The sequence below is a fragment of the Rhodothermales bacterium genome, assembly GCA_040221055.1.
Classification (GTDB): Bacteria; Bacteroidota; Rhodothermia; order Rhodothermales; family UBA10348; genus 1-14-0-65-60-17.
In genome coordinates this window covers 211,755-234,618 of record JAVJVN010000011.1, presented here as the reverse complement: position 1 = coordinate 234,618, position 22,864 = coordinate 211,755, and the positions used below count along the sequence as shown (strand labels likewise).

Genomic DNA, 22,864 nt, shown 5'->3' with positions numbered 1-22,864 from the left:
TGAACGAAGGGTGTTCCCTTCAACACGCTTCGCAAGCACCGTCGTGATTGCTGCCGTCAGCGTCGTCTTGCCATGGTCGACGTGACCGATCGTGCCCACGTTCACGTGGGGCTTGTTCCGCTTGAATTGTTCTTTTGCCATGACTGTTGTTCGTCTGGTATTGCTTGTTAATCGACGGAGACTGCGCCAGAGGCGGCAGCAATGACTTCTTCCGCAACGCTCTTCGGTACTTCCGCGTAGTGATCGAACTGCATCGTATAGATGGCACGACCCTGCGTGAGCGAACGCATGTCGGTGGAATAACCGAACATGCTGGAAAGAGGCACGAAGGACTTGATGACGTGCACGTCGTTGCGCTGGCCCATGCTCTCAATCCGCCCACGGCGGCTGTTGAGGTCTCCAATGACGTCACCCATGTACTCTTCAGGTGTTACCACCTCAACAGACATGATGGGCTCCATCAACTTCGGATCGGCCTTGCGGGACATTTCGCGGAAGGCCATGCGACCGGCGATTTCAAAGGACAGCTGATCGGAGTCCACGTTGTGGAACTTGCCATCATACAGCCGCGCGCGGATGCCTTCCACCGGATAGCCGGCGAGCGGCCCCTGGCTCATGGCTTCGCGAATGCCCTTCTCCACGGAAGGAATGAATTCACGCGGGATGGATCCACCCTTGATGTCGTCAACGAAATCGAGGCCAACCTTGCCCTCTTCGGCCGGACCCAGCTCGAGCCAGACTTCAGCGAACTGACCGCGGCCACCTGACTGCTTCTTGTGCGTGTAGCGGCTGTCGACGGTCTTGAGAATGGCTTCCCGGTACGACACCTGCGGCTTGCCGACGTTCGCTTCCACCTTGAACTCGCGCTTCAGACGGTCCACAATGATTTCCAGGTGCAACTCGCCCATACCGGCAATGATGGTCTGCCCGGTTTCGTGATCGACCGACACCTTGAACGTGGGATCTTCTTCAGCAAGCTTCTGGAGGCCCGCACCGAGCTTGTCGCTGTCCGCCTTGGACTTGGGCTCGATGGCAATACGGATGACCGGCTCCGGAAACTCCATCTTCTCGAGGATGACCTCGTGGTCGGCATCGCAAAGCGTGTCGCCCGTACGGACGTTCTTGAGACCCACGGCGGCACCGATATCCCCCGCGCTGACCATTTCAACGTCTTCACGGTGATTCGAGTGCATGAACAGCAACCGACCCACACGCTCCTTGGTACGGCTCGTGGCATTCAGCACGGCTGATCCCTTCGCAAGCGTACCGGAATAGACCCGGAAGAACGTCAGCTTTCCAACGTACGGATCGGTCATGATCTTGAATGCGATGGCGCTGAACGGACCCTTCGGATCCGGCTCACGCGTAACCGATGCATTCGTGATCGGGTCGATGCCGGAGATCGGCGGAATATCCAACGGGCTGGGGAGGTAATCGATGATACCATCCAGAAGACGCTGCACGCCCTTGTTCTTGAAGGCTGACCCGCAGAATACCGGAGTAATGTCCATGCTGAGGGCGGCCTTGCGGACAACAGCCTTGAGCTCTTCGACGGTGATTTCCTCACCTTCGAGGTACTTCATGAGCAGCTCGTCGTTGTGCTCCGCAACGGCTTCCAGAAGGTTGATGCGCCAGTGACGGGCATCCTTCTTCAGGTCGTCCGGGATTTCAATGTCGTCAAACGTGGCGCCCTGCGTCTCGTCGTGCCAGATGATGGCCCGGTTCCGGATGAGGTCGATGACTCCGCGGAACATCTCACCTTCACCGATCGGCACCTGTACCGGCACCGGGTTGGCCTTCAGGCGATCCCGCATGGCGTTGATGGCGGCCTCGAAGTCTGCACCCGTACGATCCATCTTGTTCACGAACGCAATGCGCGGTACGTGATACTTGTCTGCCTGACGCCAGACGGTTTCGGACTGGGGCTCTACGCCACCGACGGCACAGAAAAGGGCGACAGCTCCGTCAAGAACACGGAGGGAACGCTCTACTTCCACCGTGAAGTCAACGTGACCCGGTGTGTCGATGATGTTGATGCGATGGCCATCCCATTCGGCCGTGGTTGCCGCGGACGTAATCGTGATGCCGCGCTCTTTTTCCTGTTCCATCCAGTCCATGGTAGCGCCGCCGTCATGGACTTCACCCATGCGGTGCAGCTTGCCCGTGTAGAACAGGATGCGCTCGGTCGTCGTCGTCTTGCCGGCGTCAATATGGGCCATGATGCCGATATTGCGCGTCCGGGACAGCACGTTTTTGTTTGGAGTACTCATGTCAGACTAGAATCGGAAATGGGCAAAGGCCTTGTTGGACTCGGCCATGCGGTGCGTATCGTCCTTCTTCTTGATGGCGCCACCCTCACCCTTGGCCGCGGCCATGAGTTCGGCTGCCAATCGGTTGGCCATGCTCTTGTCGTTGCGCCCACGGGCATACTGGATGAGCCAGCGGAACGCCAGGGCAACGCGGCGGTCCGGACGGACTTCAACCGGCACCTGGTACGTAGCACCACCGACACGGCGGCTACGGACTTCCACCAGCGGAGCCACATTGTTTACCGCCTTGTGGAACACTTCCACACCGGATTCCTTCGTGCGCTCTTCGACAACGTCGAAAGCCTGGTATACCAGGCCACGGGCTACGTTCTTCTTGCCGGATTCCATGACGGCGTTCACGAACTGGGAGACGAGAACATCTCCGAATACAGGGTCGGCAACGGGCTGCCGGCGTTCTGCTTTTTTTCTACGCATAATCTCGCTTTGGAAAAAACGGGTTGATCAGCGGGGCAATCAGCCGCGCGGACGCTTGGTTCCGTACTTGGAACGGCTCTGACGGCGATCGTCGACACCGGAAGTGTCCAGCGCGCCGCGAACAATGTGGTACTTCACACCGGGAAGGTCCTTCACACGACCACCGCGGACCAGCACGATCGAGTGCTCCTGCAGGTTGTGTCCTTCTCCAGGGATGTATGCAATCACCTCGACACCATTCGTGAGGCGAACCTTGGCCACTTTCCGAAGCGCTGAGTTCGGCTTCTTCGGTGTGGTCGTGTACACACGGGTACACACACCGCGACGCTGCGGGCACTGGGAAAGAGCCGGCGACTTTGTGTTCTTTACCTTGTCGTGTCGACCTTTTCTGACCAACTGCTGAATAGTAGGCACGTCTGCTGACCGGTTATCTGTTGTAAACGCGAGTAGGTGTTTCTGGAGGCAATTCGTAATTGCTCCAGTCTCTCAATATACGAACAGCCGTCAGCTGGCAACCACTACTTCCGTGAAGAAAGCTTGAGATGATACCCTTCGGACGAAAAACAGCCCCGGAATCGCTTCTGGACTCGACCTGAAGAAGTAGGTGATCTATATCAATAGATCAGTTTTCTTCAGGCGATACGACAACGCCGGGCGTCTCACCGGCGGTCGCGACCGGTGTTTCACTGCCTTCGTACTGTACATACTCCCCGTGCGGGCGGGTACCCAGGATTTCGACGAGGTCTTTCGGGCCAAGGACTTCCTTGACCAACAGGGCCTGGGCCATCTCCTCCAGCTTGCTGGCATGGGTTTCCAGCAGTCCGCGCGCCGTGGCACGCACCGAGTCGATGATGCTCTTCACCTCCTCGTCAATCACCCGGGCCGTCTCATCCGAATACGGCTTGGAGAAGACCGGAGAATCCTGCCCCTCCCTGCCCTGATTGAACGATACGTATCCAATGCGCTCCGACATGCCGTAGTCGACCACCATGGCATAGCTCATTTTTGTAATGCGCTCCAGGTCGTTCTGTGCACCGGTGGATATCTGACCGAAAATGATTTCCTCCGCTACGCGTCCTCCCATGGCCATGACCATCCGGTCCATGAGGGCTTCCTTCGTATACAGGTAGCGCTCTTCCGGCAAGTACTGGGCGTATCCCAGGGCGGCGAGTCCACGCGGCACGATGGATACCTTGACCACCGGATCGGTGTACTTCAGGAACCACCCGGTAATGGCGTGACCCGCCTCGTGGTAAGCCACGATCTTCCGCTCTTCCGGGGAGATGATCTTGTTCTTCTTTTCCAGGCCGGCAATCACACGATCAATGGCTTTCTCGAAATCAACCATCTTGATTTCGTCCTTGCCGGTACGGGCAGCCAGAAGGGCCGCTTCATTGCAGACGTTGGCAATCTCGGCGCCCGCGAACCCGGGTGTCTGTCCGGCCAGGACCACCATGTCGACGCCTTCACCCAGAATGAGGTCACGGGTGTGGACCTTGAAGATCTCCGCGCGCTCCTTGCGGTCGGGTTTGTCCACCAGGATCTGTCGGTCAAAACGACCCGGTCGCAGCAGGGCGGTATCGAGGACGTCCGGACGGTTCGTGGCCGCCATGATGATTACGCCGGAATCGGTATTGAAACCGTCCATCTCGACCAGCAACTGATTCAGGGTGTTCTCCCGCTCATCGTTTGCCCCCATCATCATGCCTTTGCCGCGCGAACGCCCGATGGCATCGATCTCATCGATGAAAATGATGCACGGGGCTTTCTCCTTGGCCTGACGGAATAGATCCCGTACGCGGGCGGCACCGACCCCGACGAACATTTCGACGAAATCAGAGCCTGAAAGCGAGAAAAAGGGCGTTCCGGCCTCACCCGCCACGGCTTTGGCCAGCAAGGTCTTGCCTGTGCCGGGAGGACCGACCAGAAGGACGCCCTTCGGCAGCTTTCCGCCCAGACGCGTGAACTTCTTGGGGTTCTTCAGGAACTCGACGACTTCCTCCACTTCCTCCTTGGCCTCTTCCAGGCCGGCAACGTCCTTGAAGGTCAGCTTCTGGTCGCCCATGGCATCGAACAGCACGGCCTTGTTCTTGCCGATGTTCAGGACCTGGGATCCGGGGTTCATGCGCCGGATCATGAACACCCAGAGGGCAATGATGATGAGGAGCGGAAATATCCACGTCAGGACGCCACCGAACCAGTTGTCATCCTGCCTCGCATCGAATCCCACCTCGCTGCCGCCGGCCTCCCGCGCCTCCGCGTTGTGGTCCAGCAGGAACTGCACGAGCTCGTGATCGGCCGGTTTGGTCGAGAAGAATCGGTTCTCGGCGTCAACATCGGGTGTTGAGAACAGGTTCTGCTGGGGCGGTTTGACCTCGACGAGCCCCTGTCTGACCGCATCGTCGGTGTACAGACCCTCAATACGGGTATTGTTGACCAGGACGATCTCGTTCACATAACCCTTCTCGACCTGGTCCAGGAAGCGGGAGTACTCCACCTCGTTGGGTTCCATGCCTCCGACGAAGAGGAAAATGTGGACCATGATGGCCATGAAGGCCGCCAGGTAAATCCACAGCATGAACCGCGGCCGTTGATCGGGCATGCGCGGTCCTTTCCCGGGCGTCGGGCGGTCGAGTTTCAATTTGTTGCGTTCGTTGTCAGACATTCCGGGAGTCAGGGGTTGACCGGGATGCCTACGAGACCGTACGCACCTCAGGTTTCAATCACCAGATATAGGGTGCGAGGGTACATCCGCTGGATCGCTTGGTTCCATTCACGGAACGTCCACAATCTGCAGGATTCCAACGTCATCATCGAGGGTCGATCCATAGATGCCGTGGAAGGCAATCGCCGATTCCCGGTCCCGGAACGGGCCCGCCACCACCAGGAATTCAGGGTCTTCCGGTTCTCTGTCCTCAAGGGTCAGGACCAGTTCGGAGTCCTCCATCAATTGTCGCTCCACCGTAGTGCGCATGAACGCGGCGCTGTCCACATCCGACAGCCGTGGGCCGATCCGGACAAAGAACCCGGTGGGAGCCGGCGCCCCGTTCCCGGCAGCCGTCCAGACCAGGTAGCGACCGCCCGTTTCCAGGGGGAGGGCCGCACCGGGAAGGCGGTTCGACGTATCGAGGCGCTCCGGATTTTCCAGGCTGTCGGCCGCGACGACTTCCTCGGGTACGGCAAGAGTGTCCGGACGACCCGTGACCGTGGAGTCGGGCGCCGGCTTTGGAGGCGGGGCCAATTCGCCGCGCAGCGCGGCCAGGGCCAGCGAATCTGCGGCGGTCAACCCCTTCCGTTCCGGACGCTCTGCCTGGGGCGGGCGAACATATTCAGCCAGGACCTTGGAGCGACGATCCGCCGCGGTATACAGATCCGTACCCTGGAAACGATCCTTGACCCACGCATACAGATCGGAGAGATGAACCGAACGGACAACCACGGAATCCGGGCGCACAGCGGTTGAGTCGGGCAGGATCAACGAAGAATCCGCCGGAAGCGAATCGACCATCACCGAATCGACCAACGCCGAATCGACCATCACCGAATCGACCATCACCGAATCGACCAACGCCGGGTCAACCCGTACCGAATCCACCACAGAAACGGAGTCCACCTCGAACCAGGCCGGCCACAACCGTTCCAACGTCCCGCGGTCCACCACCGCCGGCACCGGACCGACCACACGGGCCGAGTCGGCGTCGGCCCACTCCAGGTGCATGCGGGCCACGGTCAACATGGCCCGCCCCGCCACGTCGAACTCCGGCCAGTCCGCGGCCAGACGCAGGAAAGAGCCCATGACCAGCGAATCGGGGTCCTGCCCCCATCGATCAAAAACGTCGGAATAAGCCATCAATGCCAGACCCGACGAGTCTGCGGAGATCACCTCTTCTTCCAATCCCAATCGGCCCCGGACACGGGATGAGAAGTCGGATTCCGGATACTCCTCCAGGATCTGTCGGTACAGGGCGGTGGCCGCATTGTCGTCACCGAGCGCACGCTGCACTTCAGCAAGCGCGTACAAGGCACGTTGGGCAACCGGTAATCCGGCATCCTCTTCAATGACGCGCCGGTACCAGACCGCTGCCGAATCCGGCATGTTCATGTTCAGGAAGAGGGTATTTCCCAACTCGTACCGTGCGAGCGCACGCTCCCGACGCATGGCAGACTTGCTGGTGGAATCCCTTGGAACGCTGGATGTGTCAATTTCGGGCAAGGTCTCCGATTCGCCTTCCGCGTCTCCCCCTTCGTCCGCAATCGCTTCATCGTCCACCTGATCCCGGATCCCGGACACGGCTTCCTCGCGCCGCCAGTTCGGCACCAGCGGGCGGTCTCCCCACTTCATCCGGAACGTGGCCCGCCCTTCCTGTACGCGGATGGGGTCCTCATGGAACAGAAAGCCCGCCGTATTGGACGTCGTGCCATCGTTCACGCCGGGGATGACCTTGCCGGGGGGAAGCCCCTGATTGGCGAAAGGATCGTTTGCAGCACCCGCCAGCTGCTGGAACTGCCGCTCCCGCTGACGCTCGTTCAGGAGTCGTTGTTGTTCGGCCAACTCGACCGCGCGTTCCTGGCGTAGCTCCAGGATGCGGGCTTCGAATGCTTCCTGTGGCAAGGAGCCGAGTGCAAGCAGGGAGTCCATGCGCTGGATGTCCAGATATACCGTCGCGTAGTCCTTGAACGCATTCCGGAGACCGGCCATGTCGCGAATGGCCTCGGGAGCCGTATCCACGTCCGACTGGCGTGTCGTCCGACCCGACGCAGCCGACCGGCCTGTACCTCCTGTCGTGCCCGTGCCGGTGGCAGCCGAATCGAAGTGCGCGGCCGCCATTACAAAATTTCCGTCCACATCCCGGTACATCTCTGCCAACGCGAAATGGATGCGCGAGCGCACGCCGGACAGGTTCGTCCCCGGCGCCGATCCGTAGAGCACGCCGTCATAGACGGCGAATGCCTCGTCATCCCGACCCGCATACTGCAGGATCCGTCCACGCAAATACCTGATTTCCGGAACGTAGGAAGCGTTCTTGTCATCGCGCTCCATCCGGCGCACCGCTTCCAGCGCCCTGCCCTCATCGAGATACCGCCCTTGGACCCGGGCCGCCGAGTAGTCTGCGGCATACTGCAGTTCATAGGGAGGACGGAAATCCCCGACCCGCCGGAAGGCCCGGTACGCGTCCTCGGGGCGATCCAACCGTTCAAGGACCTGACCGTGCAGGAATTGTGCGCGGGCGCCGACCTCCTTGTCCTTGACGCGCTCCAATCCGGTGGCCAGGGCCGCTTCGGCGTCCTCCCACTGCCCCTGCTTAACATACAGTTCGCCCATGGCCAGATGGTACATGCTCTGCCAATCCCTGTCGGCATCCTCCAGGAGGGCCGCAGTCAGGAGGGCCTGCGCCTCATCATAGGAGCCGGAGGTGATCATGGTCCGGGCCAACCAGAAGGTGGCTTCAGGCCGAAGTCGGGTATCGAGGGAAATCACTTCCTGGAACTTCTGGAGCGCACCGACAAAATTCTCCTGGTAGAAATAGGATTGCCCGATCAACAAAAGCGCATCGTCCACCCATTTGGAATCTGGATGCTCCCGGAGCAGGTCGGCACTCTTGGCGATGGCGCTTTCGAAATCCCGGCTTCCCGTAGCGCCGGATGGACGCTCGAACAGGGGTTGGTACCGGGTCCGGTCCACTTCCGTGCGGCGCGTATTGAGGGATGCCCGACCGGACTCGAACACGCGCTCGGCGTTGTAGAACCCGTTGTAATAGGCCGTGAAGTTGTCGTACCGGTTGGACACGACCGATCCCGTTCCGCATCCGGAAGCCACCAGGCCGACCAGCATGACGCCCCCGAGTGCAGAAAGAAAAGACCGTTGCGTCATAATGTGCTAACGTGAACCATGTTCGTGCGTCCCTTGGCCGGCAGCGGCATGCCTGCCGTCATGACCACCTGATCACCATCCCCGGCCAACCCCTGGGAGCGGAGCATGTCGTGGACCAGTGTCAACCCCCGATCGGTGTCGTATTGGAAAGGAATGAAAAAAGCCTTTGTTCCCCAGGAGAGCGCCAATTGCCCCAGGATGCGCCGGTCGTCCGTGAAGGCGTAAACCGGTACGTGGGGACGATGGCGGGCGATGGCGCGGGCCGTCGTGCCCGATGCCGTGAGGCACGCAATGGCCTTTGCCCCGGTCTTGGCCGCCAGCCAGTAGGCGGTCCGGGATACGGCCTCGGTTACGTCCACGTTGTCGCCGGTCGGATCGAGGGGGTGCAGTTCCAGGAACGTCCGCTCCGCCTCCCGGATGACATTGTGCATGACCTCGACCGCCTTGACCGGCCACTCGCCCATGGCGGTCTCGCCCGACAGCATGACGGCGTCCGATCCGTCCAGCACGGCGTTGGCGACGTCCGATACTTCCGCCCGCGTCGGTCGCGGATGGTCGATCATGCTCTCCAACATCTGGGTCGCTGTAATCACGGGCTTGGCCGCCGCAAGGCACTTCCGGATGATGGATTTCTGGGCGCCCGGCACCTTCGATAGCCGCATTTCGATCCCCAGATCGCCGCGGGCCACCATGATGCCGTCTGCCACGGACAGGATCTCATCTATACAGACCACGGCTTCCGGTTTCTCGATCTTGGCGATGACGAACACATTGCTGCCCTTTTCCTTGATCCGATCCACCAGTTGCCGGACATCCGATGCCTCACGGACAAAGGAAAGCGCCATGATATCCACTTCCATCTCCAGGCCGAATTCGAGATCGGCCAGATCCTTTTCCGTAAGGGCCGGTGTCGACGTACGGATATTGGGAAGATTGACTCCCTTGCGGGAACTCAGCGGACCGCCTACAATGACCTCCGCCACGATATCCCGGCCTTCCTTGGCCGTCACCCGCAGTTCCAGGCTTCCATCATCAATCAGGATTTCCCCGCCCACTTCCAGGTCGTCTGCCAGGGTCGGGTACGACACATGCAGGACGTCGGGCGTACTCTCCTCGAGTTCATCGGGGGTCAGGCGGATGGTTGCCCCTGCTTCCAATTCGATTCTGCCATCACGGACGAGGCCGACCCGCAATTTCGGGCCCTGCAGATCCTGCAGGATGGCCACGGGCTTCCCCTCCGCAGCCGATGCCGCACGCACCCGCTCAATCAGCATGCGGTGGTAATCGTGGGTCCCGTGGGAAAAGTTCAGACGGGCCACGTCCATCCCGGCCCGGATGAGTTTCCGGATCATGTCCTCGGAATCCGTGGCGGGTCCGAGTGTGCAGACAATCTTGGTTCTACGTTCCATGGAGGATGCGGGTGGTGGGTGTGGGTTGGATCCAGAAGATCGGAATAACGTTCGGGACTGCCATGTTCCGCTGGTTACGAAATAGAAAGGCGGCAAGTGTACCCTATACACCGCCCGAGCCTCCCGATACCCGCTCGTTGGCCCAAGCGATTCTGCAGGCCGATTCCGAGGCGGCAGGCCCTGACGGCTTTCCTGAGCCCGGAAAGTCCATCCACGTATTCGTGTACGATGAACTGACGCTGCGCGTGGATCGGGATATCCTCCGGATGATGCGCATTACGGCTTTCCTGGACGAAGAGCGGCGGTACAGTTTCTCCGTCCGATGCCCCATGAGTGACCTGGCCCACGCACTCGACGACATGTTCGCCTTCCTCGCATCGGACCGGCACGTCCGGCACCTGCCCGATTCCCAGCGGCTGAAAGGGCACTACTTCACGGCATCCCAGAATCCGATATAATCCGGATTCGAAGGGTTCAAACGCAGGAGCCGCTGCACGTACGGACGGGACTCGGCCACACGACCGGTGTTGTAGAGCAGCGATGCGAGGTTGGCGAGGGCCTCCTCCAGGTCCGGGTCGATGGAAATGGCACGACGGAAATCGGCCTCGGCGGCAGCGAAATCTCCGAGCACCAGGTAGGCGAAACCGCGATTGTTGAATCCGGTCTCGAACCGGTCCTGCGCCGACAGCAGGCGGTCATAGAGCGCCACGGCCTCGGCGGCCCGGCCGACCTGCGTCCAGGCCACGGCCAATTTGTCCGAGAACCGAAGGTGATCCCGGCCATGGGAGACGGCCCGCTCGAACCAGGTGACGGCTTCGTCCATCCGGCCGGTGTGTTGGTAGGCCTCACCAATACGATAGGCCGTCCACGCGTCCTCGGGCGGGCGGAATCCGGTACCGGCCGTGTACCGCACGATGGCGGCATAGTCCTCCTGCAAGTGCCACAGACGGATCCAGGACGCCGTGAGGTCATCCTCCGGGTTGAGAGCCCGGGCCTTCTGCAGTCGCACGGCTGCGGAGTCCAACATGCCGGGCCGGTCCGTGAACTGTTCGTAGTAGGTCAGGAAACCGTCCGCGACGTTGCGGTGCGAAGGCTGGTCCTGGATCAGGCTGGCCAGCCGGATGAAGGCCTGCTGCCTGGCGGACTCCTCTTCCGACAAGGCCTGCCCCCGTCGCGTTCCCGGTTCCTGTACCCTGATGAAATGGTCGGTGACCTTCACGAAGGGAATATCGGACGTGCCGGAGGGCGGCATGTGGCACGAGGAACACGTGGCCGTATTGGCACCGCTGAGGACCGACGGCTCCGTGCATCCGGTGGTGACCGCCGTCGGGCCGGCGTGGCAGGACTGACATACGGTATCGTAGTGCCGCTTCGGCATTTCCTCGATGGGCACATGCGGATCGTGGCACGTCAGGCAGGTCATGGGTTCCATGCCGGATGATGCGCCTGAATCGCCACCTTCCGCCCATGAAGCCTGGAAACACGCGCTCATGGCCAACCGGTCCGGATGCGACGCCATGATGAAGGTGGATACCGAGTCGGGCTGACGGGGCCAGTAGACGTTTTCGTGCGCCGCCAGGACCTGTCCGGGCCGCCAGTCCAAGGGGGACTCCCCTTCTTCGAACACGGCCACGCCCTGCATGTGGCATCGGGAGCATAGATCGAGTTGGCGTTCTGGAGAGAGCTTCGCCGGATTCACGATGGAATTGTCCATCTCCACGGCCGTATTCACCATGATACCGGCGCGTTTCTCCTCCACGTGAATGGACCCGGGACCGTGGCAGTTCTCGCATCCTATGCCGGACGGTACAGACACGAACCGGTTCTCGGAACCCTCCACGAACGACGGAGGCGCATTGTGGCAGGCCATGCACTCGTCCGTGATCACCCGGCTGAACCGGTAGTTGTTGCCTCCCTGGAATTTGGGGGCCAGTCCCCATTTCCTGTCCTGTGTATACCACGTGACGGGAATCTGGTACAGGTAGCCGCCCCGCTCGTAGATGTGCGAGTTGGTATGGTGCCCCGATCCGGCAATGAAATCGATCTGTTCAACACGCAGGTGCGTCGTATCGGTACCGCTCAGGCGGAATTCCCGCACGAACAGGTCTTCACCCCGGGCAAACGGCTGGAAATAAAGGTCGGCGTATTCGTCGCGCAGGACGGGCGTGTTGTCCCAGTCGGCATCCGAAAGCGCACGTGTGGCGTGCTTCCAGGAGCGGCCCATCTGGGAGCGTACGAACGTGTCAAACTGGGCCTGGTGACAGGTTCCACAGGTTTCGCGACCCACATACTCGGCCGTCTCCACCCAATTCCGGAACGCCGGTTCACCGGTTGCGGACGGGTCGGACGCAGCGCCCCCTGGCCCGTCACCGGCAGGCGTGCAGGCGGACAGCACCAGCACCAGCGTCAGTGCAAGTCCCACAAACATGGATTTCCGCCCGTTGACAGGCTCAGATCGTTGCACCCTAAAGGTCCACCTCCCGCTTCTTCAGCATGAACAATCCTTCCCTGCCGGACGTGACGACGATAGTACCACTTTCAAAGTAGGGGTAGTTGCTCCAGGAGCCGCCGCCCGTGGCATCGTTGGGAACGGTGTCAAAAAAGGCGATCTCGACCGGGGCTTCCGGGTCGGACACGTCGAAAATGCGCAGGCCGGACTGGTAGTTCGACTGGTACATCAGGTTGCCGCGCACATACAGGTTGTGGTCCGTGTTCTTCTCCGTTGAGATATGCTCTCCGACCAGGATGGGGTCGTCCAGGTCCTGGAGGTCGAAGATCAGCGTCCGGGTCCCTTCCACCAGTCCCTGGGGTTCGTCGCCCTCATCGTTGATGAAGAAGAAGCGCTGATCCTCCGTGAGCCAGCCCTGGTGGGTGTAGGCGATGGACGGATACGTCGCGACCGAGATCACGGCCGGAGCGGACTTGTCCGATACGTCCGCAATGGAAAGGGCGGTTTCGTTGGACCCGAGGCAGATTTCCTTGCCGGCGTGGTCGGCATCGGGGCCTCGGTAGACCACACACTGCGCGTCGTGCGTCGTGCCCGTACCGCTGCGGCCCGTGCCCTCATGGGCAAAACAACCCGCAAATGTCGGGTTCTTCGGGTCATTGATGTCAATCATGTGCAGTCCGCCACCGCACGTCTCACCACCCATCCGGTTGCCGACGGCGTACGCGAACCCGGTTTCTTCATTGATGACAATGTTGTGTGAGCTGGCAATGCCGTCGTACAGCACGTCCGGCTCGAATTCCACCGGCGGATTCGGGACATTGCGCAGCCGGGCCAGATCGAAGACCTGCATGCCGTGCTCCCCGGCGCCGTCCGCCACGACGTACACGTGGTCCTTGTACACCTTCATGTCGCGCCATACGGAGGGTGGTGCGCCGTCGGTCCGGTCCATGTTGCCGAGGTAGATCGGGTTGTAGGGGTCCGTAACGTCCACGAAAGCCATACCATCGGTGCGACCGACCAGGGCGTATTCCCGACCCGTTTCGGGATCGGTCCAGCCCCAGATGTCATTCGTGCGCGTCCCGCGCGCACCGCCGATGTCGGCCACGGTCAGGAAGGACATCATGTCCACGCCCTCACACCCCCAAACGTCCACGGCCCCGTCCTCACATGCGCTCATGCCCGAGCCGGTAATGGACGCGTAGCCTCCTTCCATTTCCGGCCAGACGACCGCCGACTGCGCCCAGGCACCGTCATCGGAGGACTCGTAGATCACGGCAGCACCTTCCCCGTTGTCGTAGAGGGGGGCGCCGACGACGGCCACGTTGCCGGCCACGGCCAGCTGGACACCCAACAGATTACGCTCCTGCAACTGGGCCGGCAACGTGCCCCCGTGCACCCAGTCCTGCATGTGATTCGACGTGCGGAACACGTGCACGGCGCCCGCTGCGCGGGCGGTCGTCGGCGCCCCCACGTAGAACGCGTGGCCTGCATAGGCAATCGATGCGCCGAAGCCCTCGTTCCCGGACGCTACCGGTGGGGCCAATCGGCGGACAAAATCGTATCGGGACCGGTCGGCATCCCAGGAGAACACGCCCACGGCGCCCGTCCTGCCCTCATATCCCGGGGCACCCACCAGTGCGTATCCGTGATGTACAAGCACCGCCGAGCCGACCGCCGCCTGCTCGCCGGCCGCCGGCATGTCCAGGGTTCCGGCCGCGTGCCAGGCACCGTCCGCGAACGAGAACGCAAAGGCCTGTCCGGCGCCGCTGTCGGTGGCCGGAGCGCCGACCAGCGCCCGCATGCCCTCGACGGAAACCGCGCTACCGAATGCGGCTGCTTCCTGGCCGAGATCATCGGGACGGGGCTCGCCCATCCGCTCGGCGCGGAGTTCGCCGACCGATACCCAGTTACCGTCGTCGGTCCGGTGGAATCCGTGGGCCGCGTTGTCGGCGCCCACAACAATCATGTGATCATGCACGGCGACCGCCTTGCCGAAGCCACCCGCGGGTGCAACCAGTCGCTGTTGCTGAGCCCAGGCACCCGACGCATCCTTCGTGAAAACATAGACGGCACCTTCGTCCGGAGCGCCGACCACCAGGGTCTCGCCATCGGAGGCCACGGCCTGACCGAATCCATCCTCGGAACCGTCGGCCGTTCCTGCGTGCAGGCGCGCGGACTCGGTCCATGCCCCCTCATCGGATTTCGAATAGACCACCACCACGCCGGGCACAGCGGTCGTTCCGGAGTGGGAGGCCACCACCTGGTCGCCGGCGAGCGCCACGACGCCGCCGAACTGTTGGGCCGCTACCGGTTGGACGAGCAGGAAAAGGAGCGCGAGACCCGGAAGGATCCCGGTAGCGGTCAGGAAACGGCAAAAAGCGGGGCGAAAAGACATGGCAGGCGGGTTCTGGTGGAGGATTGAATGTGCCGTCCCAATCTATTGCCATACGCGCATCGCTGCAACCCTGCCCTGGAACTCCCCTGCCGGGCATCACCGAACGATTTCCCGCCCCAGCAGGACGGCCTCATCCTTGGAAACGATGCCGACGGGCGGTATGACCTCTGTCGGCACCTCGTCCCGGTAGCGCCGCTGTCCCCCGCCCGATACGTTCAGCAGGATCACCTCGTCCCGCCCGACGCGCCCGGTCGTAATGGCCTGTTGGAGCGAGGCCAGGGCAACGGCTGCCGGTGACATCACATCAATACCCTCCGTCGCCTCGAACAACTGCGACGCCACGGCGGCCTCCTCGTAGGACACCGCCCACGTGTCCCCCTGCGACTCGGTCAGCATATCGAACAACCCGCCTGTCACCGCATAGGCCGGGGCCCGGTTTACCAGGTAGTCCGAAAACACGCGCGGATGGATGGTGTCCGGAATGCGTTCCAGGGTCCGATTTCCGGCCTTCCATGCGTCGTGGATGGGGCTGAAGGTATCGTTCTGCGAGAGATGGATCTGAGGCACCGGACCATCCGCGAATCCGGCTTCAATGGCGCGCAGGGCCATCTCGTGGACCCCGATCGGCCCCGGTCCGCCGCCCACGCCCTGGAAATAGTGCGTCGGCAATTGTCCGATGGCTTCCGTGGCCGTCAGGATGAGCGATCCGATGCCGTCCCGACGGGCCACGTTGTGCACGCCGCCCTCCCGGCGCCATCCGCCTACTTCCAGGATGCGGCTCGTGACCTCGATGGCGTCGTTGTAATCCCCGTCCTTGATTCCGATGATGGATACGGAGTCCACGGGGTGCCCCTTCGGAACCCACAGCCGGCCCAGATGCTTTTCGGCGACGACGAGCAGGATGGGATACGCGTCCAGTCCACCGAAGTGGGCAAAGGCCCGGGCCGTGTTGCCGGCCGATGCGCAGATGAGTCCGGGAACGTCGTGGTCCCGCAATCGCTGGAGCGTCGTCACCGCCTCCATGTCCTTGAACGTGGTGGTCGGGCAGTCCGCCGCACGCTCCGGCCAGAAGCCATGGAACGATATCCACAGGTTGGCGAGCCCGAGCGCATCGGCCAACCCCTGGCTCCGGTAGCAGATGGACCCCGCCGTCTGGCTACCCCGCATCGACACGGGCAACCAATCCACCCACCGCCACAGCCCGGGCTCGTCCCGGGGCGTCAGCGATGACGTATCGTATTCCGTGCGCAGAAGCGCCGTGTCATGATACCGGACGGTATAGGCGTCCTCAATCCGGTCCTCGGTTCCAAGGCAATGCAGTTGGTATTTGGGCATGGGGCGTGCCGTTTCGGGTCGGGACCCGTCCGGTCCCGACAGTGCATGGGTGAACGAACGGAAGATACGGCACGCCGCCAAGCCCGGTCAGCCCACTTTTCCCGATTTTCCGACCGGACACGTCAATCCGAGTGGCCCAAAAAAAAGGGGGCGGGCCTCACGGCCCGCCCCCCTTCGTGGCAGTCTGTGCTCAGGGCCTCAGCGGGACTTGCAGGTCAATCCCACGTCGTCCGGATCCAATGCAATATTGAAGTTCGAACCGGAGCCCGGCGTGGTGGCCGTGGCGTCGGCCGAGTTGTCACCGAGCACGCCCTTGAAGCGGTACGTCGTGTTCGGCAGCAGGCTGAGCGATCCGGCAATACTGACCGCTGCATCGGTAGCCGTCTTGGAGGTGATGGACGCCTTGTTGATGACGTTCCAGGACGCCCCTGAACCCGCGACCCGGTACATGGCCGTCACCGCGTCCAGACTCTCGTCTGTCACCCGGACATCGAACTTCTGGCTGGTCGGGTTGGCGCACTGGAGGGAAGCCACCACGGCGTAGGTCCGAAGGGTCGATACCGACGGCAATGCCATCTGGGACGAGCCGGAGAGCGGGCTCGGCGAAACCGAATGCGTAACCACATCACCCGTGGCCAACCGGGCGGTCAGCGTGAACGTCCCGCCTTCCAGGAAGAGCTTCGTTCCGGCGTCACCCAACCACGAGGCGAGTGACCGGGTCGTAGTACCTGAGGGAACAGTGGTCGCATTGGTCTGCGTGCCCCCTGCGTACGTCAAGGCCAGATCCACGCTCGTGCCCGACGTGGCCGGATTCTGGATGGTCAGCATGTGTCCCATGCTGCCGGACAGCACGGCACCCGCACCGAACGACAGACGGTAGATGATGCCCTCTGTGGGGTTGCCGATTCCGGATGGATCGATGTTGGCATTGGTACCGCCCATGCACAGTTCGACCGATGCCTCGGCACCGGCTACGGTAACCGGCAGGTTCTGGCCCAGGAGCGCGGTTGTCCCGTCTGCGGGCGTAAAGGCATAGACATCAATCAGGAGACCGGGATTCAGCGCCAACAGCGCCAGGATTTCCGCCTGGGTTGTTGAAATCACGAGACCCGTGCCACCGCCGTCTTCACAGGCCGTGGCCTGCTTGCCGAACGTCTTGCCGGGTGCCCGGTCGAACGTGACGGCCACGTTGCCGGCACCGTCCGCCATCTTGAAGTAGGTCGCACCCAGGATGAGCGGCTGGGCGCCATCCGTATTGGTTCGGGCGGCAGACGGCAACGACTGCAATCCACGGGCCGAGTCGAATGCGCGAAGGGCCGTTGTAATGTCATTTCCCAGCGCAACGCCTGCCTTCGTCAACGGGCGCGTCCCGGCCTGGACGGTCATGGCAACGGTAGCTGTCGTCTGAGCCTGGGGGGCAGCGGTCGTTTGCACGGTGGTAGTTTGCGCTACGGTACCCGTGGACGTGGTCTGCACGGCCGAACTCTGCGTGGAGCTCGTTCCCTGCACGACCGCCGTCGGGTTGTCGCGCGTCAAAGAAATGCGGACTTCCGCGTCACCGGGCTCCGTGATGCTCACGGTCTTGGACGTGGTGAAGTATCCGGGTGCGGACGCCGTCACCGTGAACTCGACCGGGTTCGCGGCCGAGGGCACTACGCTGTTCTGGATGCCGAACGTGACAACACCGCTTTCGGCATCGATTTCGGATACAGGATCGGAATAGGCGTCGATCAACACCGAGGCATCATCCCCGGTGAAGGTGAGCGTGGCGGCAACAAGGTCATCGTTCGAATTGTCAGTGACAATTCCGTTGACCACGGTATTGATGGGCTCGAGGCCGATGACGAGGTCAAAGTCATCGAAGGCGTCTTCGGCAGCCTGGAAATCGCAGCCGGACCACAGCAGCAGTGCGGCAAACAGCAGGGTCCAGGAACGGATGGTGGTTTTCATCTCAGTACGGAAATTTGATTGGGGCATGGAACAGGATGGAGTGGCTCGGGGCACGAGAATGCCCTACAGCCGGAATCCGATTCCCAGGGAGAAGACGGGGTACAGGACGAAGCTTTCAATGCCTTCGTTCAGGCGGGCCTCATTCTCCGTGGCGGTCGGAGCGAGCAATCCGGTGGCGGACAGTTCCAGTTCAGGCTTCCCCGCGTAGATGACACCGAGATCCATCATGAAGGTCACGCGGGACTGCCCACGCGCCATGTTGCCGAAGCCAATGCCGGCATAGGGCTGGAATGCACTCGGATAGGATACCTTGGCTCCGAACGTCCCCACCTTCTCTGCGGAGAACTCCTTGTCCAGGCAGTTGCCCTGGGCATCTTCATCCCCGAAGCAATAGGGTGAAAGCGAACGGCCATCTGCCGAACCCTCAAACAGGTTCATGTTGAGGCCGGCCGACAGACGGAAGCTGTTCTCGAACGGGTGGAAATCGGCCATGAAAGAGATCGCACCGATGGTGGCATCTCCCGTGAGCGCCAGGTCGATATCCTCATCGTCCAGCGTTTCGTCGAAGGTGGTGGAGAAGTACGCGGCACCGCCCCGGACATTGAACTTGGGAGATACGGAGTACGAAACGTCCACTCCCGGGCCCAATGTCCCTACACGGAGCGCGACACCCAGGTCCTGGGCTCCGGTGGGTTGGATGAGCAGCAAAAACGCAGCTGCAAGCGTGATAAGGGATGTTTTACGCATGATCGGAAGTGGATTGGATGATTGCTGGCAAGATACCTGATACCCCAAGAGGCTGCAACATGAAAGTCGTATCGGCAATTGCCCTACAAAAATATATCCGTGACCGGGTACGTGGACTGCGCCCTTTGAGCCTGCCCTACACGGAAGATGGGGACTTCCCCGACAGTCCCTGGACCCGCCGGAATGTATCCTGCCATTGCCACGGGTCCACAGAATCGCAACGTGGAATCGGAAAGCAGAAACCCAAACGGAGACCACCATGTCAGCCCTCGTAACCGGAGCCTCCTCAGGAATCGGACTCAGCATTGCACAGCACTTCGCACAGGAAGACATCCGGGTCACGCTCGCCGATGTCCACGACGAAGCCGGTGAACAGGCGGCCGAAGCCATCCGCCAGGCTGGAGGTGAGGCCGTTTACGTCCACGCCGACGTCTCGAATCCCGAGGATTGCAAGAACATGATCGATGTCGCCATGCGGCACTTCGGAACCTTGGATTACCTGGTCAACAACGCTGGCATCGGGGGCACATTGGCACCTACGGCCGACTATCCGCTTGAGGAATGGGACCGCGTGCTCGCCGTGAACCTGAACGGCGTGTTCTACGGGATGAAGTACGGCATACCGGCTCTCCGGAAGAATGGCGGCGGATCCATCGTGAACGTTGCTTCCATCCTTGGACATGTGGGGTTTGCCGGTGCTCCGGCGTACGTGGCCGCCAAGCACGGCGTCGTGGGACTCACGAAAGCCGCTGCCCTGGACCACGCGGCCGACAACATCCGCGTCAACGCCATTGGTCCCGCGTTCATCAGCACGCCCATGATCCACGCGATGGAGGAAGACGAAGCCACCCGGGCCGCACTCATCGGAATGCATCCCATCGGTCGACTGGGACGACCCTCCGAAGTCGCCGAGTTGACGCTGTTCCTTTGCTCGCCCAAGGCATCCTTCATCACCGGATCCTACTTCCCGGTCGACGGCGGTTATCTGGCCAGGTAAGCATCCGGGAAACTATCGGGCGGAGGGGCGTTTGTGTCCACCATGAACGCGACGTGGCTATACGGAAAACCATCGGCATTGCACCGGCTTGCGGCCTGTGCATTCGCGCTGATGATGGTACTGCCGTTGGCCATTCCGGTCCTGGGTCACCACGCCACCATTCCGGTGACCGATCACGGCGAACACAACACTTCCCGCGACGCCCACCAGGACATGCCGCCCCGTGACGCCCCCTGTCCTCCCCTGGAGACCGGACTCGAAGCCTGTTGTATTGTGGATGGTTTGCCACCTGCACCGGCATCCACGACCGCGGTTCCGCGCGTCGATCGGGCCCCGTCACTGGTCGTCATCTCTCCGATGATGGCCCGTTCCTTGACCCCGCCCCCCCATTCCGACCCCCGATGCACTCCGCATCCGTGGCCGGTACCCACACGGATTGTCTTCTCCACGTTCCTGAACTGATCGCCGACGGATCTGCACCCGGTCGGGTCCACCCGGCCAGGCACCCTTCTGCCCTGTCCCCGTCGATCACGGCGCATTGATGCGCCCCATCAGAAACGTCCATGATTGTTCTTCCGCGCGGCCTCGCTCTTGCGCTGATCACATTGACCGTCGCCCTTGGGCTCATGCCCGGGACCTCCCGCGCCCAAACACCCCATTCGACCCAGATATCAACGCCGGACGCGCTCATTGAACAGGCGCTGGCCAACCACCCCGATCTGGCTGCGGCCGGTCTGTCCGCCGACGCCGCACGTGCCCTCGCCCCCCGGGCCCGTGCCCTGCCCGAGCCCCGCCTGGACATGGCCTGGTTCGCATCCCCCATCCTGACCGCGCGGGGTGCCCAGCGGACCCGCGTATCGCTCATGCAGGATGTGCCCTGGCCCGGCATCCGGAGTCTTCGCGCGCAATCCGTACACCTGGACGCCGACCGGATGGACCTCGAGACGCTGCTGAAAGCCCTCGACATCATTCGGGATGTGCAGGTCTCTTGGGACGACGCGTGGCGGGCGCAAACCCTCATCCGGCACGCCCGCGAATTCCAGCGCGCCCTGGCGACCTTCGAGCAGGCGGCCATCGTCCGGTACGAGGTCGGATCGGAGGCCATGGCCCCGCTCCTGGGAATCCAGCTTGAATCCCAGGCCCTGGACATCCAGATCGAACGGCTCCATGAAGAAGAAATCGATGCGCGTCGGCGGCTGGCCCGGCTGGCAGACCGTCCGTCGCTCATGCTGCCCGACTCCCTTGCGCCGCGTCCGACCGATGCGCCACGAACGGACCTCATCCCTTCCCGCCATCCGGCCGTACTCGCCCTGGAAACGCAGGCCGAGGAACGTCGGCTGCAGGTCGATTTATCCCGCCTCGGCGCGCGCCCCGACTTCATGGTCGGATTCGACTGGGTTGCCGTCTCGGAGGACCCGGTCATGGCCCGCGGAGACGGCCGGGACGCCTTTGCTGTCCGCGCCGGCATAAGCATCCCGCTGTGGGGCGCGGCGCGCCGCGCCCCACAGGAGCGCGCGCAGCTGGCGCTCGCCGAAGTAGACGAGCGCATCCGCGCGCTCGAAACGGCCCTCGTGACCGACGTCCGGTCCCTCGCCGAGCGACTGGACGCCCAGGAGCGGCAAATCCGGTTGCTGGAAGACACCCTGTTGCCCCGCGCCGTCCTGGCCCGCGACACCGCACAGAGCGCCTACATCGCCGGACGCATCTCCCTCCTCCAGGCCCTGGAATCCGAACGGATGCTGTATCGCCTGCAGGTCCAGTTGGTGGATGCCCGTGCCCGTTTCACCCAGACGCGTGCGCACTACGATCGCGCCGTCGCCGCCCATTCCGGATCATGATCATGAACATTGCCTCCATCCTGAAATCCCCCTTGTCACTCGTCGTGTGGGCGGCCCTGCTGTTGTCCGCCTGCGGTCAGGAGCCGGCCGGCACGGCCCAGGACGAAGTGGATCACTCCGCACACGCCGGCATGGACATGGATTCGGGTGTGGTCATCCTCGACGCACGGACCATCCAACAGACCGGTGTGCGGACGGCCATCGTCGAAGTCGCGCCCCTCACGCGACGCATCCGCACAACGGGGCACTTCGTTATGGACGAACAAGCCGAGCGGACCATTTCCCCGAAAGTCTCGGGATTCGTTGAACACCTGGAGGCCGACTTCGACGGCAAGAAGGTCCTGGCAGGAGATCACCTGTTCGACCTGTACAGCCCGGAAGTCCTGGCCACCCAGGAAGATCTGCTGACGGCCATCAAAGTGGACGAGCGTCTGGCCGAGGCGGCCCGCCAGCGTCTGCGCCTCTGGGACATTCCGGAAAGCGTTATCGCCCGGGTCGAGTCCTCCGGCGTACCCATGCGTGCCGTGCCATTCTACGCTCCGTCGGACGGCGAAATCATGCGCAAGAAGGTGACCGAGGGCGCATTTGTGCGCGCGGGCGACCGCCTCATGGATATCGTGGACATCTCCCGGACCTGGCTGATTGTGGATGTGCACGAGCAGGACCTGCCCTGGGTCGGGATCGGCACGAAGGCGCACGTGGAACTCCCCTACGATCCGGGTACCCACCTGATGGGCGAAATCAACTACGTCTACCACATGTTGAACGAACCCCTGCGCGCGGCACGCGCGCGGATCGTGCTCTCGGGCGGGCATCATGCGCCGTTCAAACCCGGCATGTTCGCTACGGTCACCCTGGAAGGCCAGCCGACACCGGCCGGCCCCCTGGTGCCCAGCGAAGCCATCGTGCGTGACGGGCAACATGAAATGGTCATCCTGGCCGAGGGCGACGGACGTTTCCGTCCGGTGGCCGTTCGGACGGGCGAGGCATCGGATGGGCTCACACGGGTCCTTGAAGGGCTCTCGGGCGGCGAGTCGGTGGTCGTCAGCGCTCAATTCCTGATCGATTCGGAAACCCGACTGGGCAGCGCCATGCAGGCGATGGCCGGTCACGACATGTAGGCCTGCC

Annotated in this window: 17 protein-coding genes; 5 read left to right on the top strand and 12 right to left on the bottom strand. The window is 62.3% G+C overall.

The genetic code is table 11. The features are described from left to right. From RIE53_05665 to pyk, 7 genes are all read right to left on the bottom strand, one after another. Window positions 1–141: GTP-binding protein (locus tag RIE53_05665; protein ID MEQ9104165.1), on the bottom strand; the 141-nt coding region annotated here is incomplete at its 3' end. A 26-nt stretch (window positions 142–167) separates the two neighbouring features. Next, a complete protein-coding gene (fusA, locus tag RIE53_05660) occupies window positions 168–2,270 on the bottom strand; it encodes an elongation factor G (GenBank protein ID MEQ9104164.1) in 2,103 nt (700 codons plus the stop codon). 6 nt (window positions 2,271–2,276) lie between these two features. After that, window positions 2,277–2,744, bottom strand: a complete 468-nt coding sequence (gene rpsG / locus RIE53_05655) for a 30S ribosomal protein S7 (GenBank protein ID MEQ9104163.1) — start codon at window positions 2,742–2,744, stop codon at window positions 2,277–2,279. Window positions 2,745–2,783: 39 nt separating this feature from the next. Continuing rightward, the gene (gene rpsL, locus RIE53_05650; GenBank protein ID MEQ9104162.1) at window positions 2,784–3,158 is read right to left on the bottom strand and encodes a 30S ribosomal protein S12; all 375 of its coding nucleotides are present in this window, start codon (window positions 3,156–3,158) and stop codon (window positions 2,784–2,786) included. Window positions 3,159–3,366: 208 nt separating this feature from the next. Next, window positions 3,367–5,409: an ATP-dependent zinc metalloprotease FtsH gene (gene ftsH, locus RIE53_05645; GenBank protein ID MEQ9104161.1), complete on the bottom strand. Its 2,043-nt coding sequence runs from the start codon at window positions 5,407–5,409 to the stop codon at window positions 3,367–3,369. A gap of 108 nt (window positions 5,410–5,517) precedes the next feature. Continuing rightward, the gene (locus RIE53_05640; GenBank protein MEQ9104160.1) at window positions 5,518–8,577 is read right to left on the bottom strand and encodes a tetratricopeptide repeat protein; all 3,060 of its coding nucleotides are present in this window, start codon (window positions 8,575–8,577) and stop codon (window positions 5,518–5,520) included. A 35-nt stretch (window positions 8,578–8,612) separates the two neighbouring features. Beyond that, the gene (gene pyk, locus RIE53_05635; GenBank protein MEQ9104159.1) at window positions 8,613–10,025 is read right to left on the bottom strand and encodes a pyruvate kinase; all 1,413 of its coding nucleotides are present in this window, start codon (window positions 10,023–10,025) and stop codon (window positions 8,613–8,615) included. 62 nt (window positions 10,026–10,087) lie between these two features. Here pyk and RIE53_05630 point away from each other — a divergent pair, with 62 nt between their 5' ends. Next, window positions 10,088–10,483 (top strand): hypothetical protein, encoded by a 396-nt coding sequence (locus RIE53_05630; GenBank protein MEQ9104158.1) that lies wholly within the window; start codon window positions 10,088–10,090, stop codon window positions 10,481–10,483. On the opposite strand, the gene RIE53_05625 is transcribed toward RIE53_05630, so the two are convergent. The 5 genes from RIE53_05625 to RIE53_05605 all read right to left on the bottom strand — a co-directional run bounded on the left by RIE53_05625 (window position 10,453) and on the right by RIE53_05605 (window position 18,901). After that, window positions 10,453–12,453 carry a tetratricopeptide repeat protein gene (locus RIE53_05625; protein ID MEQ9104157.1) on the bottom strand — a complete coding sequence of 667 codons (2,001 nt, stop codon included), beginning with the start codon at window positions 12,451–12,453 and terminating at the stop codon, window positions 10,453–10,455. The genes RIE53_05630 and RIE53_05625 overlap by 31 nt on opposite strands. Window positions 12,454–12,490: 37 nt before the next feature. Beyond that, entirely contained in the window at window positions 12,491–14,869 is a 2,379-nt protein-coding gene (locus RIE53_05620) for a choice-of-anchor B family protein (GenBank protein MEQ9104156.1), read from the bottom strand. 96 nt (window positions 14,870–14,965) lie between these two features. Beyond that, the gene (locus tag RIE53_05615; protein MEQ9104155.1) at window positions 14,966–16,204 is read right to left on the bottom strand and encodes a cysteate synthase; all 1,239 of its coding nucleotides are present in this window, start codon (window positions 16,202–16,204) and stop codon (window positions 14,966–14,968) included. Window positions 16,205–16,402: 198 nt separating this feature from the next. Beyond that, complete coding sequence (locus RIE53_05610) at window positions 16,403–18,154, bottom strand: hypothetical protein (protein MEQ9104154.1); 1,752 nt, start codon at window positions 18,152–18,154, stop codon at window positions 16,403–16,405. Window positions 18,155–18,217: 63 nt separating this feature from the next. Continuing rightward, the gene (locus tag RIE53_05605; GenBank protein MEQ9104153.1) at window positions 18,218–18,901 is read right to left on the bottom strand and encodes a hypothetical protein; all 684 of its coding nucleotides are present in this window, start codon (window positions 18,899–18,901) and stop codon (window positions 18,218–18,220) included. A gap of 259 nt (window positions 18,902–19,160) precedes the next feature. On the opposite strand from RIE53_05605, the gene RIE53_05600 reads away from it, so the two are divergent. The 4 genes from RIE53_05600 (at window position 19,161) to RIE53_05585 (ending at window position 22,857) form a co-directional block, all read left to right on the top strand. After that, window positions 19,161–19,898: an SDR family NAD(P)-dependent oxidoreductase gene (locus tag RIE53_05600; GenBank protein ID MEQ9104152.1), complete on the top strand. Its 738-nt coding sequence runs from the start codon at window positions 19,161–19,163 to the stop codon at window positions 19,896–19,898. Window positions 19,899–19,940: 42 nt separating this feature from the next. After that, entirely contained in the window at window positions 19,941–20,360 is a 420-nt protein-coding gene (locus RIE53_05595; protein ID MEQ9104151.1) for a hypothetical protein, read from the top strand. Window positions 20,361–20,461: 101 nt separating this feature from the next. Beyond that, the gene (locus RIE53_05590; protein MEQ9104150.1) at window positions 20,462–21,736 is read left to right on the top strand and encodes a TolC family protein; all 1,275 of its coding nucleotides are present in this window, start codon (window positions 20,462–20,464) and stop codon (window positions 21,734–21,736) included. Continuing rightward, window positions 21,733–22,857 carry an efflux RND transporter periplasmic adaptor subunit gene (locus RIE53_05585; protein ID MEQ9104149.1) on the top strand — a complete coding sequence of 375 codons (1,125 nt, stop codon included), beginning with the start codon at window positions 21,733–21,735 and terminating at the stop codon, window positions 22,855–22,857. The genes RIE53_05590 and RIE53_05585 overlap by 4 nt, the downstream gene beginning before the upstream one ends. Window positions 22,858–22,864: the final 7 nt, after the last annotated feature.